13 protein-coding genes are annotated in these 13,513 nt (G+C 69.7%); 7 read left to right on the top strand and 6 right to left on the bottom strand.

Annotation, left to right across the window (positions count from 1 at the left end):
• Positions 1–22: 22 nt before the first annotated feature.
• Complete coding sequence (locus EL288_RS03665; RefSeq protein ID WP_003814704.1) at positions 23–1,423, bottom strand: aminotransferase-like domain-containing protein; 1,401 nt, start codon at positions 1,421–1,423, stop codon at positions 23–25.
• Between the two features lie 188 nt (positions 1,424–1,611).
• On the opposite strand from EL288_RS03665, the gene EL288_RS03660 reads away from it, so the two are divergent.
• The 3 genes from EL288_RS03660 to EL288_RS03650 all read left to right on the top strand — a co-directional run bounded on the left by EL288_RS03660 (position 1,612) and on the right by EL288_RS03650 (position 4,195).
• The gene (locus tag EL288_RS03660; protein ID WP_003814706.1) at positions 1,612–2,526 is read left to right on the top strand and encodes a DMT family transporter; all 915 of its coding nucleotides are present in this window, start codon (positions 1,612–1,614) and stop codon (positions 2,524–2,526) included.
• The gene (locus tag EL288_RS03655) at positions 2,523–3,182 is read left to right on the top strand and encodes a LysE family translocator (RefSeq protein ID WP_010927085.1); all 660 of its coding nucleotides are present in this window, start codon (positions 2,523–2,525) and stop codon (positions 3,180–3,182) included. The genes EL288_RS03660 and EL288_RS03655 overlap by 4 nt, the downstream gene beginning before the upstream one ends.
• Positions 3,183–3,271: 89 nt before the next feature.
• Complete coding sequence (locus EL288_RS03650; RefSeq protein WP_033469713.1) at positions 3,272–4,195, top strand: alpha/beta hydrolase; 924 nt, start codon at positions 3,272–3,274, stop codon at positions 4,193–4,195.
• A 5-nt stretch (positions 4,196–4,200) separates the two neighbouring features.
• On the opposite strand, the gene EL288_RS03645 is transcribed toward EL288_RS03650, so the two are convergent.
• Both EL288_RS03645 and EL288_RS03640 read right to left on the bottom strand, forming a co-directional pair.
• Positions 4,201–4,656, bottom strand: a complete 456-nt coding sequence (locus tag EL288_RS03645; protein WP_003814711.1) for a multidrug/biocide efflux PACE transporter — start codon at positions 4,654–4,656, stop codon at positions 4,201–4,203.
• A complete protein-coding gene (locus EL288_RS03640; RefSeq protein ID WP_162835034.1) occupies positions 4,653–5,654 on the bottom strand; it encodes a ChbG/HpnK family deacetylase in 1,002 nt (333 codons plus the stop codon). Before EL288_RS03640 ends, EL288_RS03645 begins: the two co-directional genes overlap by 4 nt.
• Here EL288_RS03640 and EL288_RS03635 point away from each other — a divergent pair.
• Positions 5,589–5,984 (top strand): GtrA family protein, encoded by a 396-nt coding sequence (locus EL288_RS03635; protein ID WP_042962164.1) that lies wholly within the window; start codon positions 5,589–5,591, stop codon positions 5,982–5,984. The genes EL288_RS03640 and EL288_RS03635 overlap by 66 nt on opposite strands.
• Here EL288_RS03635 and EL288_RS03630 read toward each other — a convergent pair.
• Both EL288_RS03630 and EL288_RS03625 read right to left on the bottom strand, forming a co-directional pair.
• Positions 5,944–7,563 (bottom strand): ArnT family glycosyltransferase, encoded by a 1,620-nt coding sequence (locus EL288_RS03630; RefSeq protein WP_003814717.1) that lies wholly within the window; start codon positions 7,561–7,563, stop codon positions 5,944–5,946. The genes EL288_RS03635 and EL288_RS03630 overlap by 41 nt on opposite strands.
• Entirely contained in the window at positions 7,560–8,618 is a 1,059-nt protein-coding gene (locus EL288_RS03625) for a glycosyltransferase family 2 protein (protein WP_080703256.1), read from the bottom strand. Before EL288_RS03625 ends, EL288_RS03630 begins: the two co-directional genes overlap by 4 nt.
• 129 nt (positions 8,619–8,747) lie before the next feature.
• Between EL288_RS03625 and EL288_RS03620 the strand changes: the two genes are divergently transcribed.
• The 3 genes from EL288_RS03620 to EL288_RS03610 all read left to right on the top strand — a co-directional run bounded on the left by EL288_RS03620 (position 8,748) and on the right by EL288_RS03610 (position 12,172).
• Positions 8,748–9,263 carry a GNAT family N-acetyltransferase gene (locus EL288_RS03620; RefSeq protein ID WP_003814722.1) on the top strand — a complete coding sequence of 172 codons (516 nt, stop codon included), beginning with the start codon at positions 8,748–8,750 and terminating at the stop codon, positions 9,261–9,263.
• Positions 9,264–9,458: 195 nt separating this feature from the next.
• Entirely contained in the window at positions 9,459–10,664 is a 1,206-nt protein-coding gene (gene gltS / locus EL288_RS03615; RefSeq protein ID WP_010927088.1) for a sodium/glutamate symporter, read from the top strand.
• On the top strand, positions 10,661–12,172 hold the full coding sequence (locus tag EL288_RS03610) for a TAXI family TRAP transporter solute-binding subunit (RefSeq protein WP_033469712.1): 1,512 nt from the start codon (positions 10,661–10,663) through the stop codon (positions 12,170–12,172). Before gltS ends, EL288_RS03610 begins: the two co-directional genes overlap by 4 nt.
• A 15-nt stretch (positions 12,173–12,187) precedes the next feature.
• On the opposite strand, the gene EL288_RS03605 is transcribed toward EL288_RS03610, so the two are convergent.
• Complete coding sequence (locus EL288_RS03605; RefSeq protein ID WP_003814726.1) at positions 12,188–13,501, bottom strand: short-chain fatty acid transporter; 1,314 nt, start codon at positions 13,499–13,501, stop codon at positions 12,188–12,190.
• Positions 13,502–13,513: the final 12 nt, after the last annotated feature.

Here is a 13,513-nt window from a genome sequence, read left to right as displayed (position 1 = left end):
GCCCGGCGCGGCTTCGTCGGCCCTATTGCGCCATCACCGCGGCGATCGATTGCCAGATGCCCGGCGTATCGACCATGGCGACCGAGAACCGCAGCATGGTCGACGGCGCGCCGCTGGGCGAGAACAGGGTGCCCGGCGCCAGCAGCATGCCGCGCTCGGCCGCGTTGCGCGCCACCGGCTCGGAATCGCGGCCGCAGTCGGCCCAGACGAACATGCCGGCGTGCGGCTCGTGCGGGACGGACAGCCCGAGCTGCTGCAGGGCCTGGATGCTGCGCAGGCGCGCTTCGTTGACGCGCGCGCGCACGCGCTCGATGTGGCGCCGGTATTGCCCTTCGACCAGCACCCGGTGCACCACCCGCTCGCCCAGCTCCGGCGAGGTCAGCCCGGCCAGCATTTTCAGGTCGGTCAGGCGCTGCAGCGTCTCGGCCCCGGCCGCGATATAGCCCACGCGCAGGCTGGCCGCCAGCATCTTGGAAAAGCCGCCCACCAGGATCACGCGCTCGAGGCGGTCGAGCGCGGCCAGCTTCATGGCGCCGCCCGGGTGCAGGTCGGCATAGGTGTCGTCCTCGACCACCATGAAATCATGGCGCTCGGCCAGGCGCAGGATGTCGTAGGCCGCGCCGGCCGACAAGGTATGGCCGGTGGGATTGTGGACCGCGCCGTTGATGATGTACAGGCGCGGCTTGTGCTCGGCCGCCAGGCGGTCGAGCATGGCCAGGTCCGGGCCATCGGGGCCGCGCGGCACCCCGACGGGACGCGCGCCGAATGCAGCCAGGCGCCCGAAGATGACGAACCACGCCGGGTCTTCGACCAGCACCGTGTCGCCTGGCTTGATCAGATGGCGCGCCACGATGTCCAGGCCATGCGTCACGCCATTGGTGGTGAGCAGATTGCGCTCCGGATGGGCCGGCACGCCATCGGCCTGCAGCATGGAAGCCAGCTGCTGGCGCAGCGGCGCGTAGCCTTGCGGGCTGCCGTACGACACCAGGTTGCCGCGCACCGTGCGGCCCACCGCCCGCACCGCCGCGGCCACCATGTCGGGGTCGAGCCACTCGGGCGGCAGCAGGCCGGCGCCGCCCGGCATGCCGGCGGCGGTTTCGCGGAACATGTTGCGCAGCAGCCAGCTCACGTCCACCCGCACCGGGGTTTCGGGCGCGGCCTGCGGCACCCGTGCGCTCGCCAGGGCGGTCAGGGAGGCGCTGCGGGCCCGCACGAAGAATCCGGCGCCGCGCCGGGATTGCACCAGCCCGCGCGCCACCAGCCGGTCATAGGCCTCGACCACGGTGAAGCGGCTGACACCGCTTTGCTCGGCCATCCGGCGTATGGACGGCAGCCGGGTGCCCGGCCGCAGGCCGTGCTCGTCGATGCGCCGCGCCAGGTCATCGGCCAATTGCGTCACCAGGGTGGCATCGGCCTGCCGCACCGGCTGCCACCCGGCGCCGGAGGGGGAAGAAGTCGCAACTGTCATGGTGGTTTTACCAGGCCAGTGATTAAAGTGACATGAAAAAGTGTACCGGTACTGTACCGATATCTATGCGTAGAGTGACACCAATGCGCCGGCACGGCAAGCCCGGCCGGCCGCTTTCCCCCATCCAGAGGCAAATCTTTCCCATGTCACCTCCTAGCGCGCAAGCATCGGCACCGTCCGCCTCCCCCCACGCCCCGAGCTGGGAAGGCTATGGCTACGGATTGATCGGCGTCCTGGTCTTCGCCCTGACCCTGCCCATGACCCGGCTTGCCGTCGGCGAGCTCTCCCCGCTGCTGGTCGGACTGGGCCGCGCCCTGCTGGCGGCCGTGCCGGCTGCCGCGCTGCTGTGGCTGACACGCAGCCGGCGTCCCGACCGGGCCGAATGGTCCGGCATCGTGCTGGCCGCCGTCGGCATCGTGGTGGGCTGGCCGGTCGCCTCGACGCTGGCCATGGCGTCGGTGCCGGCCGCGCACGGCGCGGTGTTCAACGGCCTGCTGCCGCTGTCGACGGCGGTATTCGCCGCCTGGCGCAGCGGCGAACGCCCCTCGCCGGCGTTCTGGAGCTTCGCGGTGCTGGGCGCCGTCCTGGTGGCGGGCTATGCGTTGCGGCAGGGCCACGGCGCCCTGCAGCCGGGCGACCTGTGGCTGCTGCTGGCGGTGGTGCTGGGCGGCATGGGCTACGCCGAAGGCGCCCGGGCCAGCCGCACGCTGGGCGGCTGGCGCACCATCTGCTGGGCGCTGGTGGTCAGCGTGCCGGCGCTGCTGCCGGCCGTGCTGTGGCTGGCGCACGACGCGGCCTGGCCCAGCCTGCCGGTGGCCGGCGCGTTTGCCTACCTGGCCTTCGGCTCGATGTTCCTGGGATTTTTCGCCTGGTATCGCGGCCTGGCCATAGGCGGTATCGCGCGGGTCGGGCAGATCCAGCTGCTGCAACCGTTTCTTACGGTTGTCGCGGCCGCCCTGCTGTTCAATGAGCAGGTCGAACCCATTACCTATGTGTTTGCCGTGGCGGTGGTGCTGGTCATCGCCGGCGGCCGGCGCGCCATGGTGCGAAAAGCATGATCGGCTCCGACCTGTCCTCCCTCGACCAGGCGCCCCTGGCCTCGCTGTCGGTATTGATGCCGCTGGTGCTGTTCACGCTGGTCAACTCGCTGACGCCCGGGCCGAACAACGTGATGCTGGCCTCCTCGGGGCTGACCTTCGGCTTTCGCCGCACGATCCCCCACCTGCTGGGGATCTCGGTCGGCTTTTCGATCATGCTGCTGATGGTCGGCCTGGGGCTGGGCGCCACGCTGGAGCGCCTGCCCTGGCTGTACTCGACGCTGAAATACGGCGGCGCCGCCTATCTGCTGTACCTGGCCTGGAAAATCGCCACCTCCGGCCCGATGGAAAGCGGCGCCGAACGCGGCAAGCCGCTGACCTTCATCCAGGCCGCGCTGTTCCAGTGGGTCAACCCCAAGGCCTGGGTCATGATCGTCAGCGTGGTGGCGACCTATACGCCGCAGCATGGCTATTTCGCCAACCTGATCATTGCGACCCTGGTGTGCGGCGTGGTCAACCTGCCCAGCGTGGGCGTCTGGGCCGCCTTCGGCATGGCGCTGCGCCGCTGGCTGCACCGCCCGGCCGCGGTGCGCGCCTTCAATGTCGGCATGGCCGTGCTGCTGGTGGTGTCGCTGTATCCGGTGGGCCTGGACCTGCTGGCGCTGTATACCGGCTGACGCCAGGGAACTGGCGGGCACGCCGTATGGTCTGAGCAGAAGGCGGGCGCCGCCGCGCGCGCCCTCGAATACGAACAAGCTCCGGTTACATGGTTTCCCTGCCCTTCAGACTCTCGTGGCGCCGCATGGCGGCCGTGCTGCTATTGGCGGCCGGCGCGCTGGGCTTCAACCAGCTCGACGCCTGGCAGCGCCAGGCCATTTTCTCGCCGCAAACCGATCAGCAGCGCTGGTGGCGCGAACCGCCGGCAGGCACCGAGGTGTTCGACCTGGCGCTGCCCAACGGCGACAAGGTGCATGCCTGGTACTGGCAGAGCCCGCGCCGCGACGCGCCGACCGTGCTGTACCTGCACGGCGCGCGCTGGAACCTCAACGGCAGCGCGTTCCGCATGGAGGGCTGGACCCGCATGGGCTACTCGATGCTGGCGATCGATTATCGCGGCTTCGGCCAGTCGACGCCGCTGCTGCCCTCGGAGCAAAGCGCCTCGCAGGACGCCGCCGCGGCGCTGCAGGAACTGGCGCGCCGCCAGCCCGATCCGGCGCGCCGCTTCATCTACGGCCACAGCCTGGGCGGCGCCATCGCCATCGACCTGGCGGCGCGGCCCGATCTGCCGCCGTTCGCGGGGCTGATCGTCGAATCCAGCTTCACCAGCATCGGGGCCATGCTCGGCACGATGAAATGGGGCTGGGTGCCCGGCGCCACGCTGCTGGTCACGCAACCGTTCGCCTCGGTGGACAAGCTGGCCGCGCTGACCACTCCCATGTTGCTGCTGCATGGCACGGCCGACCGGGTGGTGCCGCACACCATGAGCGACGAACTCTATCGCGCCGCGCAACAGGTGCCCGCCGACCTCAAGCGGCTGGTGAAGATCGAAGGCGCGTCGCACTCGGGCGCGATCCGCAGCGGACGCATCTATGAAGATGCCGTGGCCGACTTCGTACGCGACGCCGGCCGCGGCTATGCCGGCCGCCAGGGCGCCCCGCCCCCGCTCACGGCCTCTCGGCCCGGTACCTGAGCGGCTCAGGCGCCGGCCGGCTCGATCCGGCCCCACCAGCGCGCGCGCAGCTTGTCATAGGCCAGGTTGTAGAAGAAGGCGTAGGGCAGGTAGAACATCAGCAGGCCGATGTCCAGCATGAAGGCTTCCCAGAAGCTGATGGCCAGCCACCAGGCGGCCAGCGGCACGATGATCAGCACCAGGCCCAGCTCGAAGCCCACCGCATGCGCCACGCGCACCGGCATGGTACGGACCACGCCGAAGCGGCGCTCCAGCCGTTCGAAGCCGGCGTTGTAGACCATGTTCCACAGCAGCGCGATCCAGGCGATGACGGCGGTCAGCACGCCCATGTCGAACAGCGGCTGGTCCATGGCCCAGGCGGCGACGGGTGCGCTCAGGCCGATGGCGATGATTTCGAAGAAGAACGCGTGCAGGAAGCGTTCCTTGATGGTTTTGGGGGTTTGTTTCGAGGAAGAACTCATAAACGGCTTGCCAGGCGCCGGAAGCTGCCGGAATGCGGAACATTCCGGACCTTACCCGATTCCTGGCTCGCCTGCCGGCCACGGACCTGGCTCAGGCGCACGATGCGCAAGCCGTTGCGCGCCAGCCAGGTGCCCAGTTCGGGGTGCGCCAGCACCTCGTATTCGGCGGCGCGCTGGGAGGCGTGCGCCGCGCCGTGGACCTGCGGCCAGCCCGGATGGCACATCAGCAGATCGCCATCGCGCGCATTCATCAGCCAATGATGCAGCAGGCCGGCGTAACGCCGCGGCCCGCCCGTGAAACCGTAGACGCCCAGCATGCGCCGGTTGGTCTGCCAGCCCTCCTGGCCGGCGGCGCGCGCCAGCGCCCCGGCGCCCAGCGCGCCGATCAGCCGCGCCTTGGCGGCTTCGGCCAGCGGCAGCCCGAACTGCAGGCCGGGTGCGGTATGCCGCAGCCAGATGCGCTGCCCGGCGTAGCGCCGCTTGAGCAGGGCGCGCAGGCGCGGCAGGATGCCGGGCAGCTGATGCACGTGCTGGTGGCCGTCGACGTAGTCGGGCGCGCGGCCGAATGCCCGTTCGAACGCGTCGAACTGGCTGGCCAGCCGCGCATCTATCCAGTCCGGATCCAGCTGGCCGGCGTAGGCGCGCCACAGCAGGGCCGCCAGCCCGGGCGCGGCCGGGGCGGCGCCGGCAAAGGCTTCGGTGAAATCGACATGGACGCCCAGGTCGACGTCCAGGCGCGCCAGCGCCGGCGCATCGGCGGCGAACGCCGGCGCCAGCGGCATGCAGCTGACCGCGCTCAGGCGTCCCGCGCCGGCCAATTCGATCAGCGCGCCATCGATGGCCTCGTTCATGCCAAAATCATCGCCGCACACCGCGATGCGCCGGCAACGGACATCGCCGGCCTGGTTCCTCAAGGGAGACACCTCTTCGACATGCGCGGCCTGCTGCGACAGATTGCCTGGTTCATTGCCGTCGGATGCGCCGCGGCCGCCACCCATTGGGCCGTCGCGGTCGCCTGCGTGGAATGGGCCGGCCTGCCCCCGCTGGGGGCCAACGTGGTGGGCTGGCTGCTGGCCTTCGTCGTATCGTTCACTGGTCATTTCAGACTCACTTTCCGCCACCTTGCGGCATCCTGGACCATAGCCGCCCGGCGTTTCTTCCTTGTGTCAGCCCTGGGTTTCGCCATCAATGAGTTGTCATATGCCTGGCTGCTGCACGCCACGTCGCTGCCCTATGACGTGCTGCTGGCCCTGGTGTTGATCGGGCTGGCCTTCCTGACATTCGTCGCTAGCCGCCTGTGGGCGTTCCGTCACAGACACGCCCCTTGAAGGCTTCGTCCACCAGCACCAGCCAGAGGCTGCGCCGCGCGTCGGCAAAGCGCGCCGCCTGGCCGCGCAGCGGCGCGTACGCCTCTTCGTCGGCCGCCGTGCCCCAGACCCAGTAACGGCTGCCCTCCGGCGCCTGGCACAGGCGCTGCTGGAAAGTATCTGCCGAGACCAGCAGCCGCTCGCCCAGGGCCGGCTCGAACTGGACCGCGTCGTAGAGCTCCCGGCGCCAATTGTCGCGCTTGGGAATCTCGGGGTTGCTCCAGTCGTCGACCACCCACATCGGCCGGGCCGCATGGGCATACAGCTGCAGGTCGAACGGATAGGTATGCAGGGCCACCAGCGTGTCGTCCGGCCGCAACTCGCCGCGCAGCGACAGGGCCAGCTCGCGCGAACTGCCGCGGGCGTTGAACGACGCCACGAACACCGCGGTCACGCAGATGGCCACCGCCACCAGGGCGCTGACGCGCGCCATGCGGCGCGTGGCCCGCGCCACCGCCGGGTCGCGCAAGGCGCCCATCACCACTTCGGCCAGCAGGAAGGCCAGCGGCGGCAGCACCGGCATGATGTAGCCGACCAGCTTGGACTGCGGCATGGAGAAAAACGCCACGATGACCGCCAGCCAGACCAGCGCCAGGCGGCGCAAGCCGTCCGGGTCGGCGTCGGCGGCCCAGAATTGCTTGCGCAGCAAGCCGCCGGCCCACAACGACCACGGCAATGCCAGGCCCGCGATGACGGGCAGGTAGAACCAGAACGGCTGCACATTGTTGAAGCCGGTCTGCGCGAAACGCTCGAAATGCTGGTGGACGAAGAAGTACTGGAAAAAGCCCGGGTAGCGTACCTGCATCAGCCAGAACCAGGGCACGGCCACCACCGCGAACGCCAGGATGGCGGGCGGCCACAGCAAGGCCCGCAGGCCGCGCCAGTCGCGCCGCCACGCCAGCCAGGCCAGCAGGATCGCGCCCGGCAGCACCAGCCCGATCAGCCCCTTGGCCAGCATGGCCAGCGCGGCGCACACGCCGGTGGCCAGCGCCATGGCGCGCCAGGCCTGCCCGCCGCGGACACGCAGCGCCGTGTCGGCGCCGGCCAGCACGCACAGCGTGATCATGCCGGCCACCAGCATGTCCATGTTGGCGTACTGGGCACCGCCGAAAAACAGCGGCAGCGTGGCCAGCACCAGCACGCAGAGCGTCGCGGACGCGGCGTCGCGATGGCGGCGCACGAACAGGTACAGCGCGACGGCGCTGGCCCAGGCGGCCAGCGCCGAGGGCAGGCGCGCCGCCCATTCGTTGACGCCGAACAGGCGAAACGACAGCTCGGCCAGCCAGTAGTACAGCGGCGGCTTGTGGAAATACGGCATGCCGTCGATGAGCGGCACCGCGAACGAGCCGTTGCGCAGCATGTCCCAGGCCACGCCGGCGTAGCGCCCTTCGTCGGGCAGCGCCAGGGGCCGCATCCAGGACAGGAAGGCCAGCCAGACGCCGACCGCGAGAAGCAGCCAGCCCGCCGCGGGCAGGGGCCAGGGCCTGGCCTGGCCAGGGGAAACCGCATGGGGTTGCATGGATCGGGTAGCGAGAGTCATTGGGAACGCGCCTTGGCCGCGCGCTTGGCGCGCCCGCGGCGTTGACGGGCGATGAACAGGGGCCGGCCTTTCACTTCGTCGAAGATCCGGGCCACGTACTCGCCCACCACGCCCAGCGAAATCAGGTTGATGCCGGCAAAGAACAGCAGCGCGGTGACGATGGTGGTCCAGCCGGACACCGCGTTGCCGCTGATGAGATAGTCGGCCACCAGGTAACCGCCGTAGGACAGCGACAGCAGCGCGAACAGCACGCCGATGAGGCTGACCAGCCGCAGCGGCCAGGTGGTGAAGGCGGTCAGGCCGTCGCAGGCCAGGCGAAACAGCTTCCAGGCGCTGAAGTGGCTGGCGCCATGGCGGCGCGCTTGCGGGGTGTAGGGCACGGCCTGCGACTTGAAGCCCACCCAGGCATACAGCCCCTTCATGAAGCGGGTGCGTTCGGGCAGCGCCACCAGGGCCTCGACCACGCGGCGGTCCATCAGGCGGAAGTCGCCCGCGTGCGGCGGCACCTCGACGCCGCGCGCCGTGCTCAGCAGGCGGTAGAACGCGCGGGCGCCGACACGCTTGAACCACGGCTCGTCGTCGCGCTGGCGCCGCACCGCGTAGACCATGTCGGCGCCGTTGCGCCAGGCCGCCAGCATGTCGCCTATCAGTTCGGGCGGATGCTGCATGTCGGCGTCCAGACAGATGACGGCGTCGCCGTCCGCGGCTTCCAGGCCGGCTGTCAGGGCGGCCTCCTTGCCGAAATTGCGCGACAGCTGCACGTAGCGGATGCCCTCGACCGCGGACCATTGCGCCATCAGCTCGGCGGTATCGTCGGTGCTGCCGTCGTCGACGACGATGATTTCCCAGCTGGCACACCATTGCTCCAGGCAGGCGCGCAGGGCCGGCACCAGCACCCGCAGGTTGGCCGCCTCGTTCAGGCCCGGCACCACGCAGCTGACCTGCACGCCGGTGGCGCCGTCCCCCGCCAGCACCGCCATGCGCGCGGCCTGCCCGGCGGCGGACGTGCCGGCGCCGGCAAGCAGCTGGGATCGGAATTCGGTATACATGAACACACCACGGCGAAATTGACGGGAACGGCCGCCAGTATTCGTGAAGCCCCGTCAAATTTTCATCAAATCCGCTGCCGTTGGGAGCGTTCGCCGGGCTTCGGTAAAATCGCCGCACCCCGAACGGAGAAGTACGTGCCCCAAAGTTACATTGTGCGAACAATGCGGCCGGCCGACGTGGAGGCAGTGCTGCGAGTCCAGGCCGCTGTGTACCCGGCCAGCCTGCTCGAGAGCGCCGCCCTGTTCCAGAACCGGATCGAGATCGCGCCAGCCACCTGCCAGGTCGCGCTGGACGGCCAGGATCTCATCGGTTACCTGATCGCCTATCCCTGGGACGCCGGCCTGCCGCCGGCCCTGGACCGATCGCTCGAGCGCCTGCCGGGCGCCGCCGATACCTGGTTCGTCCATGATTGCGCCGTGCTGCCCGCCGCCCAGGGCGGCGGCGTGGCCGCGGCCTTGCTGGCCGGCGGACGCGCGCAGGCGCGGCGCCTGGGCCTGCGGCGCGCCAGCCTGGTGGCGCTGGCCCCGGCCGTCGGCTACTGGCTGCGGCATGGCTACCAGCCCCTGGCGGATTCGGACGCGCTGCGCGCCAAGCTGGCCGGCTATGGCGACGGGGCCCGCTACATGGTGCGCGCCGACCTGGCCGGCTGAAATATTGAGCCCGGCGGTCAACTGGCCCACAATAGGCCATCAGCGAGACTGCCCGCCGCCCGGAAATCCGGCCAGCGGACAGGCCGGTCATGGAGCAGCCGGCCAGGCGCACGCGCCGTTGCGCCCGGCCACGGCTTTCGCGCAGCGCTAGTTCGTCCTGAGGTTTCAACCGGCCCTGGAGGGCCAAAGGCTCGCATGATTTCCCTCACGCCCGTTCAGTCGCTTCTGGCCTGCTGCCTGGTGCTGGTCGCAGGCCGCATTCTGACCACGCGCATCGGCGTGCTGTCGCGCTACAGCATTCCCGACCCCATCGTCGGCGGCCTGCTGTTCGCGGTCCTGGCCACCGCCCTGGGCACCTGGGGCGGGATCCAGATCTCGCTCGAGACCAACATCAAACCCACCCTGCTGCTGATCTTCTTCGGCTGCATCGGCCTGACCGCCGACCTCAAGCTGCTGGCGCGCGGCGGGCCGCGCCTGATCGCCTTCCTGCTGGCGCTGATTCCCTTCCTGGTGCTGCAGAACGCCGTCGGCCTGGGCCTGGCCTGGCTGCTGGACATGCATCCGCTGATGGGGCTGATCGGCGGCACCATCACCCTGGTGGGCGGGCACGGCACCGGCGCCGCCTACGCGGCGCGCTTTGCCGACATCAACAATATCCAGGACGTCATGGCGCTGGCCATGACCGCCGCCACGATCGGCCTGGTGCTCGGCGGCATCATCGGCGGCCCGGTGGCCGAATGGCTGATCCGCCGGCACAAGCTGGACCCGCGCATGGCCGGCAAGGACGCCAACCAGGTACTGCCCGAAGTCGAGACCACCGCCGAGGCGCCCACCGCCACGTCGTTCATCACCTCGCTGACGGCGGTATTCGTGACGGTCGTGGTCGGCACCTACCTGGCGGGCCTGGTCGAGGACGCCCCGATCAGCCTGCCGAATTTCCTGTGGTGCCTGGCCACCGGCGCGATCATCCGCAACTTCGGCGGATACGTCGGCATACGGCTGGACGACCGGGTCTCGGAAATCATCGGATCGATCTCGCTGTCGCTGTTCCTGGGCCTGACCATGATGACGCTGGACCTGTCCAGCGTGGTGCGGCTGGCCGGCCCGCTGGCGCTGATGCTGGTGGCGCAGGCGCTGGTGTGCGCGCTGTATGCCGGCTGGGCGGTGTTCCGGATGCTCAAGCGCGACTACGAGGCGGCCGTCATGGCGGCGGCGTTCTGCGGTTTCGCCATGGGCGCCACCGCGACGGCCATCGCCAATATGCAGGCGCTGACGCGGCGCCACGGCCCGGCGCCCGAATCGTTCATCGTGGTGCCGGTCACCGGCGCGTTCCTGGTCGACATCCTGAACGTGATCGTCCTGACCTCGCTGATCGCCCTGCCGTTCGTGGGAGGCATGTGACCATGTTCATCCGCTGGCTCATTCTCTCCGCCTGCCTGCTGCTGGCCGCCTGCAGCCGCGCTCCCGATACCGAGATCCTGCAGCGCGATGTCGGCCAGACCCTGGCCGCCACGTACGGCCCGGACCTGTTCGACATCGTCGCGCTGCGCCGCATGGGCTCGGCCACCGACAGCACGGCCCCGCCGGGCCAGACGCGCCGGGTGGTCTATTACGATGTGGTGCTGGGCCTGAAGAAGGACCTCACCCTGGGCGCCTGGGACCAGCCCGGCGCCGCCGCGCTGGTCAGCCTGCTGGGCGCCGGGCCGCGCAGCATCTCGGGGGTGAAATCCAGCGGCAATGCCGCCGGCGACCAGATCGTCGCCCACGCCAGCGCCATCTACCAGCGCGACGCAGAGCAATGGGTGCACGTCGCCCCGGCCAGCTTCACGGCCACCGAAGCGCCCTCGCTGGACACCGGCGCGCCGCCGCCGGTGACGCGCCAGCTGCTCCAGACGCTGGAGCAGATCACGCGTTCCGTGCCCTACAGCGCCTCCAGCACCGCCCAGCACGTGGTGCAACAGGAGCTGGAGCGCTCGGTGGCGCGCATCAATGGCCGGCTTGCCCGCCTGCAAAAGGGCTACCCGCTGGCGACCGGCCCCGACAAGGGCGAGTACCTGGCGTTCGGCCAGGCGCTGGCCGCGATCGGGCGCAACGAGCAGGTGCGCGTCATTCCCCTCATTACCGGCGGCAGCGCGGACAACATGGCCATGCTGCGCAGCGGCGCGGCGGTGGCCGCCCTGTCGCAGGCCGACATCGCGCAACTGGCCTACGAGGGCAAGGGGCCGTTCGAAAGCCAGGGACCGTTCTCCGGGTTGCGCGCGCTGGGCAGCCTGTATCCGGAGCTGGTGCACATCGTGGTGCGCCAGGGCGATGGCATGGCCACGGTGGGCGCGCTGCGCGGCAAGAAGATTGCCCTGGGCCCGGCGGGCTCGGCGGTACGCACCACGCTGGAGACCGTGCTGGCAGCCCATGGGCTGCAGCCGGGGCGCGACTATGCAGTCATCGACACGCCGGCCGCCGCGGCCCTGCCGCAGCTGAGCGAAGGACGGGTCGACGCGGTGGCGCAGGTCATCGGTACGCCGGCCGCGCCCTTGCGCGCGGCGCTGACCCAGGCGCGCCTGGCGCTGCTGCCGCTGGACCGGGCTGCGATCGACAAGCTGGTGCAGGCCGATCCGACCCTGATGGCGCTGGACATCCCGGCCAACACCTACCCCAGCCAGGCCGCGGCCATCCCCACGGTGGGCATGGCGGCGCTGCTGGTCACCACGGCCGATCTGACGCGCGACGAGGCCGCGCATATGGTGGACGTGGTATACCGGGCCGGGCAGGACCTGCTGGCCGCCGGGTCCGCGCAGGGTGCGCAGGTATCCGCGGCCAACGCCGGGCGCGGATTGAGCATTCCCCTGCACGACGGCGCCGTGGAAGCCTTCGAGAAACTGGGCGCGCCGCCCCTGCCCGAGGGCAGGTAGGCGGCTGGCGCCGGGCTAGAAGAAGCTCAGTCCCACCGAAATGATGACGCCGGTCACCAGCAGCTGGATGATGCAATAGCCCATGATGTCCTTGGCCTTCAGGCCGGCAATCGCCAGCACCGGCAAGGCCCAGAACGGCTGGAGCATGTTGGTCCAGGCGTCGCCCCAGGCAACGGCCATCGCCACCCTCGGCATATCCGCGCCGAGCGCCTGCGCCGCGCTGATCACGATGGGGCTTTGCACCGCCCATTGCCCGCCGCCCGACGGAATGAAGATGTTCACGATGCCGGCGCTGATGAAGGTCCAGAACGGCAGCGTGGCGGCCGAGGCGATCGACACGAACCACTCGGACAAGGTGGCGGCCAGCCCCGAGTCCATCATGATGGCCATGATTCCCGCATAGAACGGGAACTGGATCACGATGCCCGCGCCTCCCTTGATGGCTTCGTCCAGGCTGGCCAGCAGGCGGCGCGGCGTGCCGTGCAGCAGGATGGCCAGGATCAGGAAGCTGAAGTTGATGACATTGAGGTTCAGGCCGGCGCCGCGCACGACGTAGTAGTCGAACATGTAGGCCAGCCCGCCCGCGGCGATCAGCCAGGCCAGCAGCCTGCTGTTCTCCAGGCGCGCGGCCGGACGCTTGTCGTCGTCCGAGGCCGGCACCGAGGCCTCTTCCAGGCGCGCCGGATCGACATAGACGCTTTCCTTCTCGTCGGGCAGCATCAGCCGGTTGACCAGCGGCACGAGGATGAACATCGCCACCACGATCACCAGGTTGAATACCGCGAAAATCGTATCGCCGGTGGGAATGATGCCGATCTTGTCGGCGGAGAAATGCCCCTCGGTCGCGATGGTCAGCGGAATCGAGCCGGCCAGACCGCCGTGCCAGATGATGAAGCCGGAATAGGCGCTGGCCACCAGCAGCCGGTAATCGACCCGCACCTGGCGGGCGATCTGCTTGGCGAACAGCGCGCCCACCACCAGCCCGAAGCCCCAGTTGATCCAGCTGGCGGCCAGCGACACCACGCTGACCAGGATGATCGCCCCGCCGGCGCTGGTGGCCAGGCTGGCCAGCCGCGCCAGCATCCGCTTGACCAGCGGCGTGCTGGCCAGCATGTAGCCGGTGACCAGCACCAGCAGCATCTGCATCGCGAAAGTCAGCAGCCCCCAGAAGCCGTTGCCCCACCAGCGCACGACGGCCATGGGGGTCTGGCCCTCGATGATCATGGCCGCGCCGGCGGCGACCAGCGTCAGCAGCACCACGAATACGTAAGGGTCGGGCAAATAGCGCTCAACCATTTTCACGGCTGAACGAGACATCAGTTTGAACACATCATCCTCCTG

Origin of the sequence: Bordetella bronchiseptica, assembly GCF_900636925.1 — a bacterium.
Taxonomy (GTDB): Bacteria; Pseudomonadota; Gammaproteobacteria; order Burkholderiales; family Burkholderiaceae_B; genus Bordetella; species Bordetella pertussis.
Note: the sequence above shows the minus strand (reverse complement) of the source record. Positions and strands in the feature narration are given on the sequence as shown.

Excerpts from the sequence above, each read along its gene's own strand:
- gltS (WP_010927088.1), top strand. The coding sequence starts at position 9,459 with ATGATTTCCCTCACGCCCGTTCAGTCGCTTCTGGCCTGCTGCCTGGTG.
- EL288_RS03660 (WP_003814706.1), top strand. The coding sequence starts at position 1,612 with ATGTCACCTCCTAGCGCGCAAGCATCGGCACCGTCCGCCTCCCCCCAC.
- EL288_RS03635 (WP_042962164.1), top strand. The coding sequence starts at position 5,589 with ATGCGCGGCCTGCTGCGACAGATTGCCTGGTTCATTGCCGTCGGATGC.
- EL288_RS03640 (WP_162835034.1), bottom strand. The coding sequence starts at position 5,654 with ATGGGTGGCGGCCGCGGCGCATCCGACGGCAATGAACCAGGCAATCTG.
- EL288_RS03630 (WP_003814717.1), bottom strand. The coding sequence starts at position 7,563 with ATGACTCTCGCTACCCGATCCATGCAACCCCATGCGGTTTCCCCTGGC.
- EL288_RS03655 (WP_010927085.1), top strand. The coding sequence starts at position 2,523 with ATGATCGGCTCCGACCTGTCCTCCCTCGACCAGGCGCCCCTGGCCTCG.
- EL288_RS03645 (WP_003814711.1), bottom strand. The coding sequence starts at position 4,656 with ATGAGTTCTTCCTCGAAACAAACCCCCAAAACCATCAAGGAACGCTTC.
- EL288_RS03650 (WP_033469713.1), top strand. The coding sequence starts at position 3,272 with ATGGTTTCCCTGCCCTTCAGACTCTCGTGGCGCCGCATGGCGGCCGTG.